The 23,305-nt window shown below is 45.6% G+C and carries 19 protein-coding genes; 11 read left to right on the top strand and 8 right to left on the bottom strand.

Annotated elements, in window-relative coordinates:
• Positions 1-712: 712 nt before the first annotated feature.
• Both ACMXYT_RS00715 and ACMXYT_RS00710 read left to right on the top strand, forming a co-directional pair.
• Entirely contained in the window at positions 713-3,676 is a 2,964-nt protein-coding gene (locus ACMXYT_RS00715; protein WP_415911746.1) for a transporter substrate-binding domain-containing protein, read from the top strand.
• Between the two features lie 730 nt (positions 3,677-4,406).
• A complete protein-coding gene (locus ACMXYT_RS00710) occupies positions 4,407-6,266 on the top strand; it encodes a methyl-accepting chemotaxis protein (protein ID WP_415911745.1) in 1,860 nt (619 codons plus the stop codon).
• A 62-nt stretch (positions 6,267-6,328) separates the two neighbouring features.
• On the opposite strand, the gene ACMXYT_RS00705 is transcribed toward ACMXYT_RS00710, so the two are convergent.
• Positions 6,329-6,910 (bottom strand): TetR/AcrR family transcriptional regulator, encoded by a 582-nt coding sequence (locus tag ACMXYT_RS00705; protein WP_415899725.1) that lies wholly within the window; start codon positions 6,908-6,910, stop codon positions 6,329-6,331.
• 123 nt (positions 6,911-7,033) lie between these two features.
• Here ACMXYT_RS00705 and yghU point away from each other — a divergent pair, with 123 nt between their 5' ends.
• The 9 genes from yghU to ACMXYT_RS00660 all read left to right on the top strand — a co-directional run bounded on the left by yghU (position 7,034) and on the right by ACMXYT_RS00660 (position 13,803).
• Entirely contained in the window at positions 7,034-7,891 is an 858-nt protein-coding gene (gene yghU / locus ACMXYT_RS00700; RefSeq protein WP_415911744.1) for a glutathione-dependent disulfide-bond oxidoreductase, read from the top strand.
• A 54-nt stretch (positions 7,892-7,945) separates the two neighbouring features.
• The gene (locus ACMXYT_RS00695) at positions 7,946-8,614 is read left to right on the top strand and encodes a glutathione S-transferase family protein (RefSeq protein WP_415904867.1); all 669 of its coding nucleotides are present in this window, start codon (positions 7,946-7,948) and stop codon (positions 8,612-8,614) included.
• 338 nt (positions 8,615-8,952) lie between these two features.
• The gene (locus ACMXYT_RS00690; protein ID WP_415904866.1) at positions 8,953-9,255 is read left to right on the top strand and encodes a c-type cytochrome; all 303 of its coding nucleotides are present in this window, start codon (positions 8,953-8,955) and stop codon (positions 9,253-9,255) included.
• Positions 9,256-9,268: 13 nt separating this feature from the next.
• Positions 9,269-9,787: a hypothetical protein gene (locus tag ACMXYT_RS00685; RefSeq protein ID WP_415889877.1), complete on the top strand. Its 519-nt coding sequence runs from the start codon at positions 9,269-9,271 to the stop codon at positions 9,785-9,787.
• A gap of 10 nt (positions 9,788-9,797) precedes the next feature.
• The gene (locus ACMXYT_RS00680) at positions 9,798-11,252 is read left to right on the top strand and encodes a cbb3-type cytochrome c oxidase subunit I (RefSeq protein ID WP_415904865.1); all 1,455 of its coding nucleotides are present in this window, start codon (positions 9,798-9,800) and stop codon (positions 11,250-11,252) included.
• Between the two features lies 1 nt (position 11,253).
• Complete coding sequence (locus tag ACMXYT_RS00675) at positions 11,254-11,916, top strand: SCO family protein (protein ID WP_415893060.1); 663 nt, start codon at positions 11,254-11,256, stop codon at positions 11,914-11,916.
• Entirely contained in the window at positions 11,879-12,499 is a 621-nt protein-coding gene (locus tag ACMXYT_RS00670) for a hypothetical protein (protein WP_415911743.1), read from the top strand. Before ACMXYT_RS00675 ends, ACMXYT_RS00670 begins: the two co-directional genes overlap by 38 nt.
• A 43-nt stretch (positions 12,500-12,542) precedes the next feature.
• Positions 12,543-13,295, top strand: a complete 753-nt coding sequence (locus ACMXYT_RS00665) for a formate/nitrite transporter family protein (protein WP_415895485.1) — start codon at positions 12,543-12,545, stop codon at positions 13,293-13,295.
• A gap of 4 nt (positions 13,296-13,299) precedes the next feature.
• Complete coding sequence (locus tag ACMXYT_RS00660) at positions 13,300-13,803, top strand: DsbE family thiol:disulfide interchange protein (RefSeq protein WP_415911742.1); 504 nt, start codon at positions 13,300-13,302, stop codon at positions 13,801-13,803.
• Positions 13,804-13,875: 72 nt separating this feature from the next.
• Here the strand turns inward: ACMXYT_RS00660 and ACMXYT_RS00655 are convergent, their stop codons facing one another.
• From ACMXYT_RS00655 to ACMXYT_RS00625, 7 genes are all read right to left on the bottom strand, one after another.
• Positions 13,876-15,612 carry a methyl-accepting chemotaxis protein gene (locus tag ACMXYT_RS00655; RefSeq protein ID WP_415911741.1) on the bottom strand — a complete coding sequence of 579 codons (1,737 nt, stop codon included), beginning with the start codon at positions 15,610-15,612 and terminating at the stop codon, positions 13,876-13,878.
• Positions 15,613-15,986: 374 nt separating this feature from the next.
• The gene (locus ACMXYT_RS00650) at positions 15,987-17,267 is read right to left on the bottom strand and encodes a diguanylate cyclase (protein ID WP_415911740.1); all 1,281 of its coding nucleotides are present in this window, start codon (positions 17,265-17,267) and stop codon (positions 15,987-15,989) included.
• 148 nt (positions 17,268-17,415) lie between these two features.
• Positions 17,416-19,146, bottom strand: coding sequence for a BatD family protein (locus ACMXYT_RS00645; protein ID WP_415899716.1), 1,731 nt, complete (start codon positions 19,144-19,146; stop codon positions 17,416-17,418).
• Positions 19,140-20,927, bottom strand: a complete 1,788-nt coding sequence (locus ACMXYT_RS00640; RefSeq protein ID WP_415899714.1) for a VWA domain-containing protein — start codon at positions 20,925-20,927, stop codon at positions 19,140-19,142. Before ACMXYT_RS00640 ends, ACMXYT_RS00645 begins: the two co-directional genes overlap by 7 nt.
• A complete protein-coding gene (locus ACMXYT_RS00635) occupies positions 20,927-21,910 on the bottom strand; it encodes a vWA domain-containing protein (RefSeq protein ID WP_415899713.1) in 984 nt (327 codons plus the stop codon). The genes ACMXYT_RS00640 and ACMXYT_RS00635 overlap by 1 nt, the downstream gene beginning before the upstream one ends.
• Positions 21,903-22,376, bottom strand: coding sequence for a DUF4381 domain-containing protein (locus ACMXYT_RS00630; RefSeq protein ID WP_415899712.1), 474 nt, complete (start codon positions 22,374-22,376; stop codon positions 21,903-21,905). The genes ACMXYT_RS00635 and ACMXYT_RS00630 overlap by 8 nt, the downstream gene beginning before the upstream one ends.
• Complete coding sequence (locus ACMXYT_RS00625) at positions 22,376-23,299, bottom strand: DUF58 domain-containing protein (protein ID WP_415899711.1); 924 nt, start codon at positions 23,297-23,299, stop codon at positions 22,376-22,378. Before ACMXYT_RS00625 ends, ACMXYT_RS00630 begins: the two co-directional genes overlap by 1 nt.
• Between the last annotated feature and the right edge of the window lie 6 nt (positions 23,300-23,305).

The raw sequence follows: 23,305 nt of genomic DNA, 5'->3' as shown, positions 1-23,305 counted from the left end.
TGAAATCTCTCTTTTTTATTTAGATCTTCCAAGATTGATTATCTTTGGGCGTCATCGGACCTGGTTAGATTATTCGCTTCGCTCACCCTTCGGGCTATCGTCGTTACACTCCGATGTGTGAATGCCTTCGGCATTGATCCGCCTCTGGGCACCACTTCCTAGTTTGAAATCTCTCTTTTTATTTAGATCTTCCAAGATTGATTATCTTTGGGCGTCATCGGACCTGGTTAGATTATTCGCTTCGCTCACCCTTCGGGCTATCGTCGTTACACTCCGATGTGTGAATGCCTTCGGCATTGATCCGCCTCTGGGCACCACTTCCTAGTTTGAAATCTCTCTTTTTTATTTAGATCTTCTAAGATTGATTATCTTTGGGAGTCATCGAACCTTGTTAGATTATTCGCTTCGCTCACCCTTCGGGCTATCGTCGTTGCACTCCGATGTGTGAATGCCTTCGGCATTGATTCGCCTCTGGGCACACTTCTTAGGTGAAACTTCCTTTACTTCGTTTTGTAGACTTCCCAAGATTAATTTTATTTGGCTGTCCTCACTCAAATTAGATTAGTTGCTTTGAAGACTCTAGCTGTTGCCGTAAGCCAACTAAGTGCTTTCTCCCTGATTATTTAAGGAAGTGCGCAATTTCCAACCCTTTCATTTAATGATATAGATACAGTCCCACTATAAAAAAATATAAATATCAGGGACTTTCTTCGTGTTAAGGCAGACATCACTACTCACCTATATCACGTCATTAATCTTATTAGCATTAAGCTTTGTTTCCCAAGCTAATGAGATACCTCTGACCCAAGAAGAGAAAACCTGGTTACTCAACCATCAGAAAATTCGCGTCCATAATGAGGTGAGCTGGGGCCCTTTTAACTATCACGAATTCGGCCGCCCTAAAGGCTATTCTATTGAATTTATGAACCTGCTGGCAGAAAAGCTCAGCATAGAAATTGATTACGTAACCGGCCCTACTTGGGGTGAGTTCCTAAATATGCTGGATCATAAAGAGCTTGATGTGATGCTTAACATCATCAAGACAGACGATCGCAGCAAATACATTCTCTTTACCGACCCCTATGTAAATAACCCATCAGGAATTGTGGTCCGAGACGACAATCGTACAGTACGGGATCTGAGAGATCTGAATGGCCGCGTTCTTGCCATCCCCAAAGGTTTTTTCTATCAAGAAATCATCGAAAAGCACTTCCCCGGCATTCAGTTATTACTCCTTAAAGACCAAGTAGATAGCCTCAAAGCCGTAGCTTTTGGTCGCGCCGATGCCACCATGGGTGGAATTGCCGTGCAAAACCACTTAATCCGTAAACACCTAATGAGTAACCTCAAGGTCGTCGGAGGTATTGATGATCCTCGTTTTGCCAACCTTTTACGCATCGGGGTACGCGATGATTGGCCTATTTTCCGCTCCATTATGCAGAAAGCGATTGAGTCCGTTACCAAAGAGGAGAGAGATCGGCTAAGCCGTCGCTGGCTAGAAGGCGGATTACAAAGAACACAGACTCTCCACCTGGATAAAGAGGAACAAGAATTCCTCGCTGCCCACCCAGTACTTCGGGTACATAATGAGATGGCCTGGCCTCCTTTCAATTACAACGAACAGGGCAAGCCCAAAGGTTTTTCTATTGATGTAATGAACCTAATCGCCAAGAAAACCGGTTTTAGGATCCAGTATGTCAGTGGTCCTAACTGGAATGACTTCTTGGCGATGACTCAAGAACGCGAATTAGACATGATGCTGAATATCGTCAATACAGCAGAGCGTCGTAAATATATTCGTTTCACCCGCCCTTACGCAGTAAATCCAAATGTCATTGTCAGCAAAAAATCCGCTAAATATGAATCGATTGAGAGCCTATTCGGTAAAACAGTGGCCATACCAAAAGGCTTTTTCTATGAAGAGATCCTCACCAACGAATACCCACAAATCAAACAACACCTAGTTACCGATGCCATCGAAAGCCTGAAAGCTATCTCTATTGGCAAAGCAGATGCGGCGCTCGGTGAAGCTGCTGTATTTAATCACCTTATTGCTAAAAATTTGATGAACGACCTTACTGTTTCAGGTGAGGTAGATGTAGGCAAACCCGACCTAGCCAATCTTCGCATAGGTGTTCGATCAGATTGGCCTATTTTGCAACGGATTATGGATCGTGCGATTAAATCCCTAACCCGGGATGAAGTCGCAGCAATTTCTCAGCGCTGGATGGGTAACGAGAACTATGTCGCGAGACCCGGCAGCGGCCTTAGCCTAACCTCCGCTGAAAAAGCCTATTTAGAAAAACAGCCTGGCATAACTTTTTGTGCCAATCCCGATTGGATGCCCTTGGAGCAAATAGGCCCTGGAGGAAGACATGAAGGGATGGTTGCCGACTACCTCAATTTAATGGCTGATCGAATTGGTATAGGCATGACAATGCTACCCACTGAAAGTAGCCAACAGTCACTGGAATACGCTCAGAACAGACGCTGCGACATCATGTCCGCAGCCTTCGAAACACCTGAAGCTAAACGACAATTAAACTTTACCAAGCCCTACCTGCGTTTACCTTTAGTAATAGCGATTCAGGAAGACTCTCTATTCGTGGACGGCCTAAAATCTCTCAAAGAGAAAACTATAGGCGTACCTAAGGGATACGGCTTACTTAAAAAGCTGCAACAGGACTATCCAAAGATAAATGTCATTGAAGTAGATAGTGTTGCTGACGGTCTTCGTATCGTTGAGGAAGGACGTATTTTCGGTCTAATCGGGGCGATAGCTCCCGTGGGTCATGCTATTCGTAAACATCGCTTCCTGAATTTAAAAATCGGCGGACGTTTAGATGAGGACTGGAAACTGGCAGTAGCCATACGTAACGATAGTCCTGAGCTGCTTTCCATGTTCAATAAGGCCACAGAATATATAACCGAAGAAGAACACTCAAAAGTATTCCAACGCTGGGTATCGGTTAAATTTGAACACGATGCCAATTATGAATTGATCTGGAAACTCGTCTTTGCCGCGTTGTTTATTATCACAATTATCACGCTATGGAATTGGAAACTATCTCGACTGAATAAACAGCTGAAATCAGAGATAAACCTGCGTGAAGCAGCGGAGCTGCAATTGAATCAGCTCAATGAAAAGCTCAATAGCAAAAACACTGAGCTATCCATCCTGTCTACAACCGATGCGCTTACTGGGCTAAACAACCGTTTGCACATTGAGTTGTTACTGGAAGAGGAGCTATATCGTCTCCAACGCTTCAAACACCCGCTGTCTATTTTGTTATTGGATGTCGACCTATTTAAAAAGATTAATGACCAATACGGCCACCTCTGTGGCGATGCTGTGCTGAAAAAATTTGCACAAATACTACGAGAAAACACTCGTAAAACAGACAAAATCGGTCGTTGGGGTGGTGAAGAGTTTATGATTCTTTTACCTGAAACAAACGCACAAATGGCCTACCGATTAGCAGAAAAGCTTCGCACCGCCATCGCAGCAGAAATGTTTGAAGAGGTTGATCAAGTGACTGCCAGCTTCGGCTTAGCTGAGGCAGCCATTGATCACTCTCCAAGGGAGTTAATTCAAATAGCTGATGCTGCACTGTATCAAGCCAAAGAGCTCGGGCGAAACCGCGTTATCAATGGTGGTAGCGTTGAAAGTGCCTGACTAACTACGGCAAGGTACTCAGGGTCGTAAAATAATACTGTACTTATTTTGCGGCCTTAATAACGTCTACTTTCATAAGAACGCTAAACCCAATCATTCTTTGACCAAGCTCAAAACTCGCGACCAATGTCCCCCTTGAGCCCTAATACAATTTTATCTAGTATGACCACTCAAATATGACATTTTTATTACAGAAAATTCTAATATTTGAAACTCAGCAAGATAAAGGTTTCTCTATTGCTCAAAAGTCAGAATAACCTATTATTGATACTAATATGCGTACTGTTGTTATCAACAGAAGTGCTTTCTGCCTTTTGTATTTGCCAAACCTCTACATCATACGAAAACTCATTCGCCGAACCACACCCTTGTCAGCTCAATCTTCATGAAAGCCACCCTATAAACGTGGCCATTGAAAATCATCTTGAAAACTTGCAACTCGATGATATTCCCAATTCAACATCGTTTTACCAACCTGTAGCCGTTGTCACTCATCACTTTTCACAAAGTTACAGTTACTCTAATTTCTTCCGAATAGATCGCCCTCCTCAGAGACAATCCTGAGCTCTTTCCAACATCGGATAGAGCTACCGAGATAAGACCTTGGACTGAACGGTTACCTGTTGATTGGTAATCCTATACACGCATATCTAAATGCAATAACAGTCCCTCTGCCCGCTAGTCGTTAGATCACGACCAGAAATACACCCTACAGATGTCAGGTGTTGATATGACTATCAAAAGAAAACTGTTACTAATTTCGCTGTTCTTTATCGTTGGTATGCTCCTAATTATGGGTAGCAACCATTACTCTCTGAACAACATTAGCCAACTGAAAAATTCAACGCTGGAGCTCAGCTATGTGCAGCAGGATTTACTGAATTTAAGACGTAACGAAAAGGATTTTTTCGAGCGTAAAGATCTAAAATATGTACAAAGATTTGACGCTGGAGTCACTGCACTAGAACAACGCTCACACGCATTAGAAGAGTTAAAAAAGGCGCTAGGACTCAGCGCTAACCATGACAAATTTCAACAATTACTCACAACCTACAACGAGCAATTTAAGAATTTTGTTAACACCCAAAAGGCACTTGGATTAAGCAAAAACGAAGGGGCCTTAGGCAAGCTTCGAAGCTCCGCACACAAAGTCTCTACTGCACTAGAGGAGCAACCAGTCTTCCAAAATACGCTGCTGTCTTTACGCCGCCACGAAAAAGATTTTATGCTGCGTAAAGAAGCAAAGTATGTCAGCAGTTTTAACGACACATACAACTCTCTGAAAATTCAACTAGAACAAAACAGTCATATATTTGGTGCGCAATTCACGCGACTGAAGTCAGACTTAGCCTTGTACTCTGCAACCTTTAATAAATACGTTCAGTTGACTGAAAAACTAGGCACCTCTCACCAGAAAGGCATCCGCAAGGATCTACGAAACACCGCACATGAACTCGAAAAAGAACTGGCTGACTTAGCAGCAATACAGATACCGGAAGTACAACAGCATACTCAAAGCCAGCAAAACATCATGCTGGTTATGGCCCTGTTGATTATCATCGTCGGTTTTACCGTCACAACTATGACAGCCATGAGTATCCAAAAACGCATCGCACTAGTCGCCTCTGCCATGAAGAAGTTAGGGCAAGGGGATGCTAACCTGAAGCAGAAAATCTCCGTGGATGGTAATGATGAGATCAGTGACGTAGCAACAAACTGTAACCAGTTTATTGAGAAAACCCGATGTGTTGTATCCCAGCTGTTACTCAATGTTGAACAACTGAAACATGTTGAGTCCCAGCTTAGTTCTGTAGTCACTCAGGTAGATACAGATAGCCGTAGTCAGCACATCAGTACCGAAGATATGGCTGCAGTGGTTTGCCAAACTCGCCAATCAATCTCAGAAGTGGCGCAAAGCGCTTCAACAACGGCTCATGCTACGTCGGAAGCACAGGAGCAAGCCAATTCAGGTCTGATTACCACCAGCCAATGCGAACAGAGCTTTAAAGCGTTCGCCAGAGATGTAGAAGACTCCTCAACCACGATTAATCGTTTGAGCGAGCAAACCAGTGACATATCAAAGGTACTTGTAGTCATTAGCGATATTGCCGATCAAACGAACTTACTGGCACTAAATGCTGCTATTGAAGCCGCACGCGCAGGCGAGACAGGACGTGGTTTTTCTGTAGTAGCGGATGAAGTAAGGGATCTCGCTAAACGAACCCAAAATTCTACCCAAGAGATACAGAGCATTATTCTTAAACTGCAGGATAGTGTTGCTGAAGCAGTGAAAAAGATGGCCAGTAGCCAAACAAATGCCATTAAAGGTGTCGAGCAGATTACAGAGCTCAACCACAAGCTAGTAGAGATTGATAATGCCGTAGCCAGCATCGCTACCATGAGCGAGCAAATGTCCTGCGCAACGCAGGAACAACAATCCTCAGCAGAACGACTGGGTAATAATATCGAACAAGTCAGCCATGCAGCGACACGTACAGTGGATGGAATGCTGGTCCTTAACCGCAGCCAAGATGAGCTGTCTGGGTTAGTGCAAGAGATACAACGAACCTGTGGGGCTTTCCGCTGCTAGGTTATATTCGAAGAGACAGGGCGAACAGCTACTGGCTATCGCCCCGTTTCAATAAAGCGGCTTTACACCATCGACGCAATTGAATCATCGATCATTGCGACCAAGTCATCTTCATCCGGTGAAACACGCGCATATACACGCAGGCCGATAAGCTGCATTTGGATATAGCGAGCAAGGCGGGCAGCGTCTTTTGAGGAATCGACCTCGCCTGCTGCTTGCGCTTGTTCAATCAGTTGCGTTAGGGCCTGTTCTACAGCCTTCAGAAGCCCCTTCGCCTCATCTAACAATTCACCGTTTTCCTCTGTCAGTTCAGCAATCGCTTTTACCAACATGCACATCTCACTAGGCGTATCCTCTCTGCAATTCAAAACCACGGTTTTGATAAATGCTTTGAGTGCTGCAAGTGGAGATTCAGACGTCTTAGTGCTCTCCGTTAATCGCGCCAAGCTAGTTTTTGCATAGTGATTTAGACTCTCTTTAAACAGCCCCTCTTTACTACCAAATGCGGCGTAGATACTGCCTGGACGCATATCAATATGGTCCTGCAAATTACGCATAGACGTAGCGTGAAAACCTTTTTCCCAGAAAAGATTCGTTGCCTTATCCAGCACCTCAGCACGGTCGTGTTTTAGAGTGTTAGCCATGATTAAAACTTCAGATTGAACATTTGTTCAAATTTTAGCTTGAACACCCGTTCAAGTCCAGTTAGGATAAAAATAGATGAACGTACGTTCAATTTTAGATCAGCTGATAAGGATAGAAGTCTTATGAACGCACAATACACCCCACCTAAAGTGTGGAAGCATGAAGAGGAAAACGGTGGCACGTGGGCAAGTATCAATCGCCCAGTATCAGGTGCGACTCATCAAGCTGAACTGCCGAAAGGTAAACACCCACTTCAACTGTATTCGATGGGAACGCCTAACGGCCAGAAAGTCACCATCATGCTTGAAGAGCTGCTAGCAGCAGGCGTTGAACAGGCAGAATACGATGCCCACATGATTCAGATAGGTGAAGGAGATCAGTTTTCATCAGGCTTTGTGGATATCAATCCCAACTCTAAGATTCCAGCCCTTGTTGATAACTCAGGGTCGACGCCAACTCGCGTATTTGAGTCGGGTGCTATCTTGCTTTATCTCGCCAAGAAGTTTGGTCACTTCCTCTCAGAAGACCCTAGCGAACAGTCAGAACAACTGAATTGGCTGTTTTGGCTACAGGGTTCTGCACCCTATCTAGGAGGTGGGTTTGGACACTTTTACGCGTATGCCCCGGAAAAGTTCGAGTACCCCATAGACCGCTTTACTATGGAGGTAAAACGTCAGTTAGACCTGCTGGATAAACAATTGGCGAACAATACCTTTATCGCAGGTGAAAACTACTCCATCGCAGATATTGCTATTTGGCCTTGGTACGGCGAGCTCGTCCGCGGCAACCAATACAATGCCGCCAGTTTCCTAGATGTCGATAGCTACACCAACCTTCAACGCTGGGCAGAGCAGATCTCGCAACGCCCGGCCGTACAGCGTGGCCGTATCGTCAATCGCACTTGGGGCGAAGCTTGGGAACAACTACGCGATAGGCATCAAGCTGCAGATATAGATCAAGTTCTAAAACTAAAACCCTGAACACTTACTACAAGCCATCTCAATTTACGTTAACTCAACAGGTTAAAAACACTTATGCTTAAATTCTATTTTCACCCAACCCCTAATCCAATGAAGGTCGCGCTTTTTCTTGAAGAAGCGGGACTAGAATATGAATTAGTCCCTGTGGATACTTTAAAAGGGGAACAACACAGTCCGGAATACGCGGCAATCAATCCGAATAAAAAAGTACCCGCCATCGATGATGAAGGCACAAAGGTCTTTGATTCCACAGCGATCCTTCTCTACCTCGCCGAAAAACATAATCTATTTCTGGGAGATGCCGAAGATAAGGCTAAATTACTCTCTTGGTTGATGTTTATCGCCTCAGGCCTTGGACCTTATTCGGGTCAGGCGGTGCATTTCCAGCGCGCTGCACCTGAGAACCTACCTTACGCGATCAATCGTTATCGCCGTGAAGCAGCCCGCCACTATCAAGTGCTGGACGATCAATTGGCGAACAACACTTATATCACGGGTGATAAGTACACCATTGCAGATATTGCTGCTTGGGGCTGGATTGACCGTGTGCTACCAGTTTTAGGCGAGAACGAGTTGGATAAATTCCCTAACCTATCACGCTGGTTTAAAACGGTAGATGCCCGTCCAGCGGTAGCAAAAGCCAGAAGCATCAGCGGTGATATCCAATTTAAATCAGAAATGGACGAAGAAGCGAAACGCGCTTTATTCCCGCAAAATTACTAAGTCCGATTGATTCTCCTTGGCTCAATTTGTATATGAGCCAAGGAACCTAATCCCGCAGAGTTCAAGCCATTTCGCTTACCCCTACCCCCTTTTCAACAGCAAAGAGCTCAGCCAAACTTTGCCAAAATACTTGACATAGATGCTGAGCTTTTAATAATGTATAAATAATACATTATATTGTAATAGGTTTAACGCCGCGCTCAAAAGGAATCGGCGTTTTTTTTGAGCATTAAAATGTATTTTTTATACATCTTAATGCTCGCTACACAGCATCATTGATGCTCTAGGGAAAGCATAAAGACTTAGGAAGGTTTCGATTACAGGTGAGAGTAAGAACAATGAAACTAAAAATGAAACTACCGCTATTGGTATTACCGCTGCTTCTGGGGGAAGCCGTGTATGCCGATAGCCAAGCTACCTACCAACAAAAGTGCATGGCATGTCATGACAATGGCGTAGCCGGTGCACCAAAAATGACTGATCGCGGCGCATGGACTGCCCGTTTGGCCGAGCGTGGTATTGAAGGACTGTACACCAGCGCTCTGAAAGGAAGAAAAGCTATGCCACCTAAAGGGGCCTGCTTTGACTGCAGCGATGAGCAGATTAAGCGGGTTGTTGATTTCATGGTTAAAGGCAACTAATAGCGAGTAATTTATGTTAGCGCAAAGTGTATGGATCTTAACCTTACTCTGCCTGGCGGTACTCGCCCCAGTGTTTGGTTATGTCATTTCCCGATCTACTGAAGAGTGCGATTACGCTGAAGTTCAGCGTAATTGGTACTCCATTAGAGCCAAGTGGTTTCTATTTCTTGTGGTGTTTGGCGTTGGTGTCACAGCGACGACGCTACTGCCATACCCACTGCCTCCACAGTTTTCAGCAACTGACGGCGCAAGCCCAGTAAATGTGGTTGGCCAGCAGTGGTATTGGACCATTGACGATACAGAGTATGACGTTGGTGAAACCATTGAGTTTCGCGTGACGTCAGCAGATTCCACCCATGGATTTGGTATCTATGACGAGAGTGGCACGCTTCTTACCCAAACCCAAGCGATGCCGAAATACACCAACCGACTGGTGTATACCTTCGACAAGCCTGGCACCTACAAGGTGCTGTGCCTTGAATACTGTGGTCTGGCTCACCATGCCATGACAGCACAACTAACAGTCAAATAAGGAGGCGTAGATGACTGAACAAATTAACTACAGTGAACAAGAGAATAAGCTTGCTTCACTGGGCATCAAAGCCTACTTAATAACAAGCATGCTGGTCTTCAGTTTGATGATGCTAGCCGGCGTAACGATGCGAGCAGCGCAAGGTACGTTCATCGAAATTGGCGCTGACCTTTTCTACCAGATCATGACAGTACACGGTGCTGGCATGGTAGGCACAGCTGGCTTAGGAGGAACGGCTGTACTGTGGTACTTCCTGCGTAAATACATCAACTTAAGCAGCAAAGTTTTGTGGGTTAATTTCGTTATTTTCCTCATTGGTGTTGTGCTGATCTTGGGCTCAATTTTTGTCGGTAAGTTTGCGGGCGCGTGGACCTTCCTCTATCCACTTCCAGCAAAATCGATGGGCGTTTGGTCGGTAGAATCTGCTGCCGTATTTATGCTCGGACTTTTGTTGATTGGTACCGGCTTCCTGATTCTTTACTTGGATATTGGTATCAAGCTGATTAAGAAGTACGGAAATCTAGGTAATGCACTAGGTTTACCGGTTGTATTTGGCATGAAGCCTGTCGATCCAGATCACCCGACAACCGTCGTTGCTGCGACCATGGTCCTGATCGTTAACTTTATTGGTATTGCTGCAGGTGCCGTTGTTCTGGTGCTGTGCTTATTCAATTTGTACCAACCAGACTACGAACTTGACCCGCTGCTGATCAAAAACCTGATCTACTTCTTCGGCCATGTATTCATTAACGCAACGATCTACTCCGCAGTCACTGCTGTTTATGAACTGCTACCGAAATATACAGGTCGTCCGTGGAAGGTTTCGAAACCGTTCTACTACGCTTGGGCTGCAGCATCACTGATGGTGATGGCGGTGTATCCACACCACTTATTGATGGACTTTGTGATGCCACCTTGGCTACTAGTAATCGGTCAGATCTTGTCTTACTGCAGTGGTATTCCAGTGCTCGCAGTAACAGCGTACGGCGCACTCATGATTGTTTATCGTTCTGGCATCAAGTGGGATCTATGTAGCTCTATGCTACTGCTTTCCATGTTCGGTTGGGCTGGCGGGGTTATTCCGGCAATCATCGACGCCACTGTAACAGTGAACAAAGTGATGCATAACACTATGTGGGTGCCTGGGCACTTCCACTTCTACTTAGTGCTTGGCTTACTGCCGATGATCATTGGTTTCTGCAGCTACCTAGCTGCTAATAGCCAACCATCTAAAGCAGGTGCTATCGGCAAGCTCGCGTTTGCTACCTACTTTGTTGGCGCTACGGGCTTAATCCTGACCTTCCTAGCAAGCGGTGCAGATAGTGTGCCTAGACGTTGGGCGGTTCACTTGCCGGAGTGGCAATACCTATCTCAGCTGGGTGCGATTGCAGGCAGTATGGTTCTGATCGGGTTCCTGATCTTTACCCTACAAAACCTAGCACGTTTACCAAAGGCGAAGATTTAAGATGTTCAAATCACTGATAAGTAGCGCAATTGTATTAGCGCTTGCTGGCGGCGTTTTCTACTACCAGACGCTTGGTTTTGAAGCTTACACAGCTGAAACCAAACGTCGAGTAGAGGTAGAGCGCAACCCTATACCGTCACCACAGGTGACTTTCCAGAACCAAGCGGGAGAGCTTGTATCTTGGGAAGCGTTTCAAGGCCAGTACATCATTGCTGACTTTGTTTACACCCGTTGTGAAACTGTCTGCCTAGGACTAGGTGTGGAGTTTGCTCGCTTGCAACGCCAAGCTGCGGATCTTATCAGTGATAGCCAGCTGCAATTGCTCACCATCAGTTTCGACCCTGAAAATGATGGGCCTGAGCAGCTGGCTGAATATCTTAATCGCTTTAAAGCAGATACTGCGTCTTGGAAAGCAGCACGCGTTGAAGACCAAGCGCAGTTGAAGCACCTAAAAGAGACATTTGGCGTCATTGCTATTAATGATGGCGAGGGGGGTTATATCCATAACTCTGCTCTCCACCTTATATCTCCAGAGGGCCAACTGATGAAAATTGTCGATTACAACCATGGCACTGAGTTACTTACGAGTATTCGTCAGAACCTGACCCATTCGGTAGGAGGCACCCATGCTGCAGGCAATGAAGTGGCTATTACTGCTTATTAATCTACTTTTGCTTACGGTCGGCCCACTGAGCGAACTACTCGAAGAGCAGATGGTTCTGCATCTACTGTTTCAATTGCCAGTATTGGTTATTTTGGGTTGGTTTGCGGGTGAGATGCTGCCGAAAAAGAGGCAAACCTCTGCGAATCAATACAACTGGCAAGGGATCACTGGTGTTGTCGTTATTACCGTAGTAGGGCTGTTCTGGATGTTGCCTAGCGCTTTAGATGCGGCTCTGGAGTCGAACATTTATGCCTTTGCAAAGGTAGCTTCGATGTTACTCCTTGGCTGCACATGGTCACTAACACGTCGTTGTATTCATCCACTCGTAAAAGGCGTTTTTCTACTGGAACTATGGGCAATGCTTGGACGATTTGGCTACCTATTCAAAGTATCACCTGATCGCTTGTGTAATAACTATCTATTGGGTGAGCAGCAGTTAGTGGGGCATATCCTACTGACGCTATCGATCGTGATCGGCGTTTTATGGGTCGCCAAAGTGCTATTTGGCAATAACCAAGCCAAAGACAATACAGATCTGCCATCACCCCCTGATGTTAAAGGCTACCTTCATGTATGTAAGTGAAATAACGAAGTTCAGCAATCAAGCTAAACAGCGATGGGAACTGATGACAACACGGCCAAGCAACCTGCTTGTAGGCGCTATGCTTGCCGGAGCTTATGTTGGTTTGGGTATCATTCTGATTATGACCCTTGGACAGGACCTACCTGAAGAATTTAGAAAGCTAGTAATGGGGGCATCATTTGGGATCGCACTTACCCTTGTGGTGTTTGCCGGGTCAGAGCTTTTCACTGGCTATACCATGTACGGCACGATTGCCTGTCTAGAGCGGCAGCTACCTGTCTGCGGGATGATCAAAATGTGCATGTGGATCTGGTTTGGCAATCTTTTAGGCGCGTTAGTTCTAGGTTTGATCTACAAACTCGCAGACGGCGGGCTGATTAAAAGCGCCGATACCACTCTACATACCATCGCTTACAAGAAGATGAATACAGATCTGGTTGCGCTGTTTTTCCGCGCTGTATTGTGTAACTGGTTGGTCTGCCTGGCTATCTGGGTCTCTGCACGTCTAAACAGTGAAGCAGCAAAATGCATTGTTATCTTCTGGTGTTTATTCGCCTTTATCGCATCGGGTTACGAACACAGTATCGCCAATATGACAGTCTTTGCCTTGGCTCTGCTATCTCCAGCCGTGGAAGGTATTTCATTCGCTGGTGCAGCCAACAATCTCTTCTGGGTAACCCTAGGTAACGCTGTAGGTGGCGCCCTCTTTGTAGCTCTCGGTTATTGGTATCAGAGCAATCCGATTACGCCTAGCAAACCCATTGATCAACCTAATCCAGAGCCAAGTCAAAGGTAAGCTTATGAATCTCTTTAAATGGCTAACTGCTGTTCTGATCGTAACGGTGGTCAGCGTGCTTGCGAGTACTGAATCCGAAAACAATAACCAAGTTGAACAGGATAAAGCCGTGCCAGCTATCGAACTAACAGATCTAATTACCGGCGAAGCGATTCAATTTGACCTGATCGAAGGTAGCTACATGCTCAACATTTGGGGCAGTTGGTGTGTCGCTTGCGCCCGAGAACATGATTTTTTACTTAAGCTACAAGAATCTGGCGTCCGCATTATTGGAATCTCCTATATGGATTCCGCTAACAGCGCCTTGGAGTGGCTAAACAAAAAAGGGAACCCATTCGCTCGTAGTTTAATCGATTCAGAAGGAAAGCTAGGCCAAGCTTTAGGGATAAAAGGCGCACCTGAAACTTATCTGATCGATAGTTCAGGCCGCATACGTTACAAACATGTTGGGATTTTAAACGAAGAAAACTGGCCAAGTATTGCGGAACAGTTCAAGCAACTGCAGTAGCGAGAAGCCAAGTAAATGAGCAGAGAGTACCTAAAGACTAGTGACTCTCTATCTCTATTTATCTCTATTCCTTTAGACTCGGAAAGCACTCACCGTTTGATTCAGCCCTTCCGCCATTCTGGCTAGATCTAAACTGGCCTGAGAGGTTTCTTCCACACTGGCAGCATTCTGATGACCTAGATCGTTAATATCGGTCACAGTTCGGGTGGAATCTTCACTTACCAGACTTTGCTCTTCAGCAGCGGTCGCTATTTGGCTCATCATATTGTTAATATGGCTTAACTGATCGACCACTTTCGATAGGGAATCCGTTGATTTTTCAGCCCCTTCAACCAATGAAATCGCTTTCTTTTGGGTTTGCTGCATAGAGTTCACTACGCGTGTTGACCCATCTTGCAGTCGTTTAATAATCTCAGAAATTTCAGCTGTAGAGTTTTGCGTACGAGAAGCCAGTTGCCTTACTTCGTCGGCCACTACCGCGAATCCTCGCCCTTGATCACCTGCCCTGGCCGCTTCAATAGCTGCATTTAGCGCCAATAGATTTGTTTGTTCTGCAATATCCGAAATCACCTGCAAGACAGTACTGATCTCTACGGTGCTGCTATCTAGATCTTTCACCGTATCCGCTGAGTTTTGCAGCTGATTCGATAACTCAGTAATACTCTCAACCGTACCAATTAAGATATGGTTACTCTCCTGCAGCTCGCCGTCGGCCCTGTTAACCGAATCATTTACCTCATTAATGTTATGCGCCATCTCATTTGATGTGGCGCTCATCTGCTGCATAGATGCAGATAGTGTATCGGTCTGCATTTGCTGGTTTTGCACATGACAACTGCTTTCCGACATCGCTGTAGCAACTTCCTCTGAGGTCGCGGAAAGCTGGCTACTGATTTCAACGATTTGACCAATCGATTTCTGTAGTTCTTGGCGGGTCACCTCCTGAGACTCCAACATTTGCGAGATCTCATCGACACCCGTGGCCTTAACATCATGGGTTAAATCCCCATCCGCTATATGCTTCATGCCTTCCACGGATAATTTAAGTCGACTGGTGATATTTCGTGTAATTAGAATACTCAGCGAGATACCGATGGCTAAAGCTGCGATCAGCGTTACCACAATGTTGGTCAGCGCTGATTTTTCATGAGCCAATGCTGTCTCCGAAGCCTCAAGAGTAAATTTTTCTATCTCCGCCAAAAGCTCTTCAAGGTGTTTAGTTAACTGATCTGCAGCCTCTTCAAGTTGAACAGCCAGTGCTTCTGAGCGATCAAACTCTCTGTTCTTAATCGCCTTCATAGCTGCCAAGCCATAGTGTTGAAACTCTTGGTGCTCTTTTTCAATCGCTTTTAACTGTTCAGCTAGCATTGCGAACTCATCTAGTTCACTGGCGTAGACTTTTGGAATCAGCCCACCACTCTTGCTCTGGGACAAGTCGATAATCGCCGAGAGCTGCTTTTTGGTAGATCCAATGTGTTTATCTACTTTGAGGCCAAATTCAATAAACTTGTCTTGTTCCTTTGAAAAGCTGTCCTGATAGCTACCACTGCTTTGACCATTCTCGTTCTTCAACAACCCAACCGTTCCGAAATGAACTGCACGTTCAAAATGAATAGTTTGCTCAAGCTGGTATTCCGTTATTTTGGTCATCTTCTCGATAAGCGGGATATCTTTGTGAGCAATACTATCGAGTTCTTTGCCTATCTGATCCATAGATACGATCGCTAGACCTGAGGTAATTAATAAAAGGGAGAGTAGAGATACAACGAGCAGAGCTATTTTTTTGGAAACCGACATTTGATTTAGCATGGCGACTAAAACCTCTTGATTCATCCTTGCAAGATTTCGCAACTCTATAACCGTCAAGGCCATTTACTCAAATGAGCCACACCTGACGGATCAATTTGGTCGTTCAAGAGGTTACAAAATCCATTTATTGGGTAAGTTCCTGAAGAAATCCTATTTAGGTATAGCACAGGAAATATAGAATACTAAGAATGAACAATCCTTTTTCGATCATACCGTATGAGGCGTATCCCAAAGCACACCGATAACCAGAAACTCACTTAAAATCAATAGGTTGCATAAAAAAGGCTAGAGCGGAGGTAGCTCTTACTTTTTATTACTGGAGAGATTAAGGCTTCAAAGCACGTGCGACTGAAGCTCTAATTTCAGGGCTATATCTATTGTAAGTCTTTGAGATCTTGCCGATCTGCCACTCTAATACAGTTACGTCCGCTCTCTTTTGCTCGATAGAGGGCATTATCTGCAGCTCGAGCAACTGAGTGAATATGAGCCAAACTATCTTGGCTTGTATGGTAAAGCCCTACACTGATAGTTAACTTGATCATTTGGCCTTCAAAATCAAAAACGTGTTCTTCTACCGACGTTCTTAATTGATCTAAAATTTTAATACTCTCATTTAAATTCACGCGATTGAGCACTAGAACAAACTCCTCTCCACCGGTTCGGTAGAGGTGATCATAATCACGTGTAACGCCCATCATGAGAGACGCAAGCCGTTTTAAAACATAATCACCTGCGGGGTGACCATAGGTGTCATTTATTTGCTTAAACCAGTCGATATCAACCATACAGAAAGCAAATGGGACATGATTTTTCTCACTTACCTCAATTAAACGTTCAACATCACTTTCCAACGTTAGTCTGTTTTTCAGCTCCGTCAAAGGATCTCGGGTGGCAAGCTCCTTTAGTTTCCGATTGGCCATTTCAAGCTTTAAGGTACGGAGTTCGACCATCTCTTCGAGGCGTGCCATTGTTTTCGCTTGTGCTTTCTGTGATGCCATCAACTGAGCAACCATAGGCCGGAATATAAATAAAACTTCTAAAATAAGCGCAATCAGAGTTGTGACTAACACAAGGAGCTCTAAATTAGAGATCGTTGCTAATCTATTCTCTCCTTCCAGCTGATACTGTTGTACGACTTTGTTTAGATCTATGAGGAGTTGCGGTGAAGTTTGATCGATTGACTCAAGATAAGCCAACCTCTCTTCTGCCTGGTTACTTTTATAAAGCTGTTCAGCAAGATCTAAGTATCGATTGACTCGATTATGAAGGTCCATTTGGCCAAAATACATTTCGCGCAGTTGTGGCGATAGATCAATAACTTGATCCTCAGATAAAACACCTGATGATAATTGCTTATTTGCCAGCCTCATATCGATGAGGTTCTGCAACATGAGAGTCGAGGGAGATTTGGGCTTTGTTTCTGTGGTAATGCTCTGATGGTGATAACGATGCACATCCAGCGCTATATGCTGACTGAGCATACGCTGGCGACCCGATAAATTCACCACATAAGCTGTCGCTTCAGAATCAGAAAGCGCTGAATGCAGAGTGTAGTACGCAGACGTAGCAAGTAACGCAATAATAACAACCGCCAACAAATAACGACGTGTCGCTATATTGTATAGATTGGCAGTGTCATTAAGCCTATTGGACATGCTAGATCTCGATCCATATAACTTTGAGTAGGATTTAATACTAGCAAAAGAAGAAATGTGAATTGGTCAATTTCTAGACTAACAATCCACACTATTGACTAATATTTGATCTGAATCGCAAAATTTCGCATTCCTCTGAGATTTACCTTTAGGTTTTATATAAGAGCTCCAAACCGTTTTGCTGTTCAGTAAGCCTATTTACACGGTTGTTCTCAGCCTCAACCTGTTTCAACAGTCCTTTACCATCCCATGAGCAGTTATCACTAGCAAAACAGCTACGATTGAGGAATTCGATCTCGTGTTTAAACTCTGGGCTGACAATATCGGATAGGTCATTCAGATGATTACAACCTGCATATCGATGGCGCGCCCAAGTGATCAGTTCTACCCGAGCTTCTTGTGCGTTGTTTGCTAAACAAGACGCTTTTAGCTTTTTAAAATTTGGCACCGAATTAACCGGTTTAAGTTCTTCCTTTTTCACCTTCTGCTGCGGCTGATATCTTCTCCATAGTAAAAATACCACTGTGGATAAGATAACCCCAATTAAGATACCCACAACTAACATTAACCAAGAAGAGATTTTGCTCTCGTTCACAACAACCTGTTGGCTATCTATATTATCCACAGGGCTAGTTTCCGTAATCTGGGGCGCTTGCGTTGGTAGCGTTGTGGATAACGACTGTTGTACCTGAGGCGGTGGGTTAGGAGTCAAAGCAGTTGCAGTTGCATCCGCTTCCACATCAAGATTGATAGCAGGGATGCTCGCAGCTTCCTGTTGCTTAGCCTCAGTATTCCACCAAGGAAGCTGTATTTCAGGTAACGTGACTTTGCCACCGCGTTCAGGAATCACAGTGACTTCAAGTTTAAGGCTTAGGGTAAGTTCGCCATCGACATAGTACTGCTCGATTTGCGGTTTGGTTGCGTATTGCTTTAGGCCAGGCACTTCCGGCAATACCAATTCAGGTAACTGCTCTTTTTTTACGCCTGTGGCCTCTAAGGTCAACGTTCGTGTGACCGGTTCTCCTTGTTTCCAACTGTCGATAGCTCGGTCAAAATCACTACCCAAATTGATCTCTTTCGCTGATAACCAATGCTCGCCAGTAAACTCTGCAGGAATCGGCTGAACCTCAACTTCATAATCTTCTGCAGGCACAAAAATTCTACGTACAGCCCTCGTATTAAAACCTCTAAAAGGATCTGGTCGACCATCTGGAACTTGGCCGCTCAATCGCGCCCCTTGGATTTTTAGGGTGCCGCTTTGTTGCGGCGTAATCAGCCATGCCTGCTCGATCACAAGCATACGACGGCCATTCAATTCTTGCTCGTACTGACGCTGTTCACCCAAAGCTTCAATTAAAGCCTTACCCTCGGTCACTTGGGGTTCTTGGATGCCAGCATCATAAATTTTCCGACCCAGAACCAAGCTAGATTGATAGATAATAGGCTGCTGAACGATAGGGGTTTTATCAGATAGGGTAGAAAGGAACTCTACGCCACCATCAACAGCTGAAGGCTGCTTAACTTCAACAACTTCAATGCTGTGTTCTTTACTCTTCTCTCCCTCAAGTTCCAAGGCAGGTATAGTTAACTGGCCCGCTCGCTTAGGAAATAGGGTTAAAACCAGTTTAGTGGTGCTTTTTAGCGAACCGTTTTGGAAAGTCGTACTGGACTGATGACTGCGCCCTAGAATCTGGAAGTCCTTGTGTAGGGGTTCTAGATCAACTTGGTTAGCTTCATTCGCTGTAATCTTGAGAATTAAGCGGAAGGACTCGCCCTGCTCGATACGATTGCGATCAATCTCGCTGCTAATAGCAGCCATCAGTAACTGACTAAAGAGTAAAAGTGTTGCTGCGGTAAATAACTTAATTCCATTTACCATAGTTTATCCTCCGCTGCTGGCTGCTCGGAACGCTGACGATATTGATAGATAAATTTGCGTCGCCACAGACCCGCTGGATCATCTTGAATTCGGTTTAACATCTGCTGATTAGATTGCTCAGTTTCATCCAGAGGTTGAGTTTGTTCGGTACTATCAAGCTTCTGTTCTTGCTGCTCAGCATCTTTTAGCTTTTCATCCAATTGCTCCTTGAGCTCTTCAGCCATCTGTTGCTGATCTTTTTGCTTGGATGAAGATGATTGATCCATCTGTTCTTGCTGCTGATCAGATGATTGCTCAGAAGCGTTACTCTGGTCATTTTGAGAATCTTGGCCTGACTGTTTATTGTCCTTTTTCTGCTGATCAGATTTGTCTTCTTTGTTCTGATCTCCGCCTTGTTGCTGCTGTTGCTCTTGCTGTTTTAACAACTCTTCAACCAACTTACGGTTATGCAGAGCATCGTCAAAATCAGGCCTTTCAGCTAACGCTTTATCGTAGGCTTCTAGTGCTTTCTCCAGCTGCCCGAGCTTGGCCAGTGAATTAGCATGGTTATAAAAATCATTCACAGTTTCAGGCTCTGGCAGGCTGTCTAAAGCCTGTTGATAATCTCCGCTCTCATAGTGCGAGAGCTGCTTCCAACGCGGATCTGTGAACAACTCCGCCGCAGCGCTTTTATCACCCTGTTGATAAATTTCAGCTGCTTGCTGATTTTGAGTTTTCCACAGCCCTTGCCACCAATCTGCATTAGCTGGCTGGGAAACGCCAGCAGAGGCTATTACGACAATAGGCAACGTCAGATTAAACAAACCGCGACGAAATAGAGGTAGTAAGAACGGTAATGCCAGCAAGATAAACCAGGGGCCTTCGGCAACCCAACGTTCAATATCTTTATCGACATTTACTGCGGCATTCTCGCCAGACTTAAGGCCAGCGATCAGATAATCGATATCCAGATCGTCCACACGAATTAACTGCGCCTGACCACCACCAAGACCAGCTGCTTCTGTCATCAACCCGATATTCATGGTCGCAATCACTTCATTGCCCTGTTGATCTTGTAAGAATCCATATTCGGTAGGTACAGGCCCACCTTCGGCCGTACCAACGGCCAGAATAGAGATCTTACGACCTTGATTGCGAATACGACTGGCATCGGCTGCAACTTGCGCAGGCGAGACTTCATCACTCACCAATAGGATATTACCGCCTTGAATATTGGCCTGCGCTAACATCTGATCAGCCAGCACTAAGGCGCGATCTGCGCGACTGCCTTGCACCGGCATAATATCAGGGGTCATCGCTGGTAAGGCAGCCAATATAGTATCGCTATCCTCGGTTAACGGTGTTACCGCAAAGGCATCTCCGGCATAAACAATTAGCGCAATTTCTGTATCTGGGAGCTTTTTGAGTAGATCTTTAATCTTAAAATTGGCCCGTTGCAGGCGGCTCGGTTTTAGATCGGTTGCATTCATCGACGCTGACAGATCCAAGGCAAGGACTAGCGCATCACTTTGCTTAAATACCGGTTGAGGTTGCTTCTGCCACACCGGTTGCGTAGCCGCGACTGCTAGGAGGATCACCGCAGCAAATAAACTCCACGGCAACCAATTACGTTTTAACTTTTTTGCTCCCTGCTGTTTTAACAGCGGCAGGAGTTCTGGATCACAAACCTCTGACCAATCTTGGGCATCAGCTCTGCGCTTTTGCAGCCACAAAATAAGCACAAACGCCGCAGGAATAATCAGCAACCAAAGCGGCTGTTGTAGCTGAAGATCAGAAAACATCAGTTACGCCCCCTTAAGCTGATCGCTAGGATCAACGCCAATACAAAAGCGCCATACAGCGGCCAGTGAAAAAGCGGATCTATAGGGCGGAAAAATTCGGAGTCTTGTTCAACCGGCTCTAATTCATCTAACTCAGCATAGATCTCTGCCAATTCGTCCAAATCATAAGCGCGGAAGAAACGACCTCCGGTTTGCTCCGCAATCGCCGTTAGCGTCTTCTCATCCAAATCAGAACCTTGAGCAAAGAACGAACCTAAAACTCCACCTTGGCTACCGCCGCCAACGCCGATAGTGTAAATCTTAAGCCCCTCTGATTTTGCTAACTCCACCGCCTGCAACGGCTTTAGCACCCCCGCAGTATTGCGACCATCAGTAAGCAGAATCAGAATGCGTTGTTCACTTTCCATCTGTTTAAAGCGTTTTACCGCCAAGCCAATGGCATCACCAATTGCTGTCGCTTTACCCGCCAAACCCACTTGAGCTTCGTCTAACAAAGTTTTAACCGTGTCGCGGTCATGGGTCAGAGGCGCCTGTTGATAAGCCTGTTCTGCAAAAAGAATCAGGCCCACACGATCCCCTTCGCGGCGCTTGATAAAATCACCGGCGACTAATCGGGTTGCCGCCAATCGGCTCACCCAACGGCCATTCACCTCAAAGTCCTGCTCCAACATACTTTCCGACAGATCCACCGCCATCATAAGATCACGGCCTTCCAGCTGCTGTGGAATCGGCTCGCCTAACCATTGTGGCTTCGCTACAGCCGCTATCAATAGCCCCCAGATAAGGTAAAGCAGCACTAGTCGCCATGGAGAGGATTGCTGGGTTGATACGCCTTGTTGCGGCCCTACCGCTTGTTCCATCTGGTCAAGAAATGGTACATGCAGTGAAGCCCCACCCTGATCCGCTGAAGGCTTAGAAAAGCGTCTTACTAACCAAGGCAGAGGTAAAAGTAACCAGAGCCACCACCAAGCAAACTCAAACATCGGCAGGTCCTCTAGCATTCGTTAGCCATGCTTTACAGGCACCCAACAGCGCTTCGGCATCATACTCAGGTGATTCTTGATAAGGCGCTACTGCCAATACAGTTAAAGTATCCGAACTGCTTTGCTTAGCTAAAAAATCGGTCCAAGCGGTTCCATTTAGCGCGGCGACATCTTGGCGAGCATACAGGGTCAGCGCCAGGCGTTTTAACAGTGCATTACACTCTTCTGCCAAAAGCCGTTTATTTTGATGTTGCTGGTAGTTTGCTTGAATGGCGTTAAGCTCTTGTAGCGCCCAACGATTTGGGTTGTTCCGCATTTTCTTCAGGTAGAGATAGCCAAACCACACCACTGCAATAAATAACCCGATGCTGAGCAAAATTAACAACCACCAGCCCGGCGCTAAAGGCCACCAGCCAATCATCTCTGGCTGTTGCATGGGACGCAGAGGAAGCTGGGAAAAGTCCACTAGCTCACCTCCTGAGAATTAAACTGAAATAACGGATGTTGATCCGTTTGCCAATGGGCAAACTCAACGCCACGTAGGTTGTGCAGATTTTGTAATAATTGTAATCGCTGCTGAAACTGGCCACGATATTTAAGCTGCTGCGCCTGATTGGCAGAGACCAGCAATTCGCGCCCTAAGCCACTAAAACGATACGATTTTCCGCTGCTTGGCAGTTGTTGTTCCAGCGGATCGGAGATCAGTACCAGTTTCAACTCGCACCGTTGTGCCAGACGCATCAGATGCAGTTCGGTTTCTTCATCAACATCGTGAAAATCGCTAAAAATATAAAGGATACTGCCACTGCTTAAGATCGACTCTAAGCGCGCTAGTGACTGTGCCAAGGATCGTTCAGTGGTCTGCTCAGTAGGCTCAACACCCTGAGATAGTGCGGTAATCATCTGCATCAATTGCTGACGACTATTGCTCGGTTTAAATAACTGCTCTTGTTGCTCGCTTAACAACATGCCACCTACACGGTCTCCATTCGCCAAGGTAGTCCAGAGCGCCTTCGCACTAGCATAAGCAGCCAACACCGATTTAAAGTGCCCACGAGTCGCAAACTGCATACTATGGCGAAGATCACAGAGCAGGAAAACTGGGCGTTCGCGTTCTTCTCGATAAAGCTTGGTATGCGCTTCACCAGTGCGTGCCATCAAACGCCAATCCAAATGACGAATGTCATCACCCGGCTGATATTCACGCACATCATCGTATTCCATACCGCGACCGCGAATATGGCTGAGATGATGGCCTTCACGAATGGCCATACGCTCACAGCTATTCTGTCGCGCAGGCGGCCAGAACCGTAAGCTAATAAGTTCATCCACACTGATTAGGTGTCGTGCGGATGGCACAGGTCTTGGGCTTGCTTCCCCTAAGAACATAGATTG

The sequence above is a fragment of the Neptuniibacter sp. QD37_11 genome (assembly GCF_047778105.1).
GTDB lineage: Bacteria > Pseudomonadota > Gammaproteobacteria > Pseudomonadales > Balneatricaceae > Neptuniibacter.
The sequence above is the reverse complement of the archived record's forward strand: the minus strand, read 5'-3'. Positions and strand labels throughout refer to the sequence as shown.

What these genes read in the sequence shown, in the direction of transcription:
- ACMXYT_RS00710 (WP_415911745.1), top strand. Translation starts at nt 4,407, where the DNA reads ATGACTATCAAAAGAAAACTGTTACTAATTTCGCTGTTCTTTATCGTT.
- ACMXYT_RS00705 (WP_415899725.1), bottom strand. Translation starts at nt 6,910, where the DNA reads ATGGCTAACACTCTAAAACACGACCGTGCTGAGGTGCTGGATAAGGCA.
- yghU (WP_415911744.1), top strand. Translation starts at nt 7,034, where the DNA reads ATGAACGCACAATACACCCCACCTAAAGTGTGGAAGCATGAAGAGGAA.
- ACMXYT_RS00695 (WP_415904867.1), top strand. Translation starts at nt 7,946, where the DNA reads ATGCTTAAATTCTATTTTCACCCAACCCCTAATCCAATGAAGGTCGCG.
- ACMXYT_RS00690 (WP_415904866.1), top strand. Translation starts at nt 8,953, where the DNA reads ATGAAACTAAAAATGAAACTACCGCTATTGGTATTACCGCTGCTTCTG.
- ACMXYT_RS00685 (WP_415889877.1), top strand. Translation starts at nt 9,269, where the DNA reads ATGTTAGCGCAAAGTGTATGGATCTTAACCTTACTCTGCCTGGCGGTA.
- ACMXYT_RS00680 (WP_415904865.1), top strand. Translation starts at nt 9,798, where the DNA reads ATGACTGAACAAATTAACTACAGTGAACAAGAGAATAAGCTTGCTTCA.
- ACMXYT_RS00675 (WP_415893060.1), top strand. Translation starts at nt 11,254, where the DNA reads ATGTTCAAATCACTGATAAGTAGCGCAATTGTATTAGCGCTTGCTGGC.
- ACMXYT_RS00670 (WP_415911743.1), top strand. Translation starts at nt 11,879, where the DNA reads ATGCTGCAGGCAATGAAGTGGCTATTACTGCTTATTAATCTACTTTTG.
- ACMXYT_RS00665 (WP_415895485.1), top strand. Translation starts at nt 12,543, where the DNA reads ATGACAACACGGCCAAGCAACCTGCTTGTAGGCGCTATGCTTGCCGGA.
- ACMXYT_RS00660 (WP_415911742.1), top strand. Translation starts at nt 13,300, where the DNA reads ATGAATCTCTTTAAATGGCTAACTGCTGTTCTGATCGTAACGGTGGTC.
- ACMXYT_RS00655 (WP_415911741.1), bottom strand. Translation starts at nt 15,612, where the DNA reads ATGCTAAATCAAATGTCGGTTTCCAAAAAAATAGCTCTGCTCGTTGTA.
- ACMXYT_RS00650 (WP_415911740.1), bottom strand. Translation starts at nt 17,267, where the DNA reads ATGTCCAATAGGCTTAATGACACTGCCAATCTATACAATATAGCGACA.
- ACMXYT_RS00645 (WP_415899716.1), bottom strand. Translation starts at nt 19,146, where the DNA reads ATGGTAAATGGAATTAAGTTATTTACCGCAGCAACACTTTTACTCTTT.
- ACMXYT_RS00640 (WP_415899714.1), bottom strand. Translation starts at nt 20,927, where the DNA reads ATGTTTTCTGATCTTCAGCTACAACAGCCGCTTTGGTTGCTGATTATT.
- ACMXYT_RS00635 (WP_415899713.1), bottom strand. Translation starts at nt 21,910, where the DNA reads ATGTTTGAGTTTGCTTGGTGGTGGCTCTGGTTACTTTTACCTCTGCCT.
- ACMXYT_RS00625 (WP_415899711.1), bottom strand. Translation starts at nt 23,299, where the DNA reads ATGTTCTTAGGGGAAGCAAGCCCAAGACCTGTGCCATCCGCACGACAC.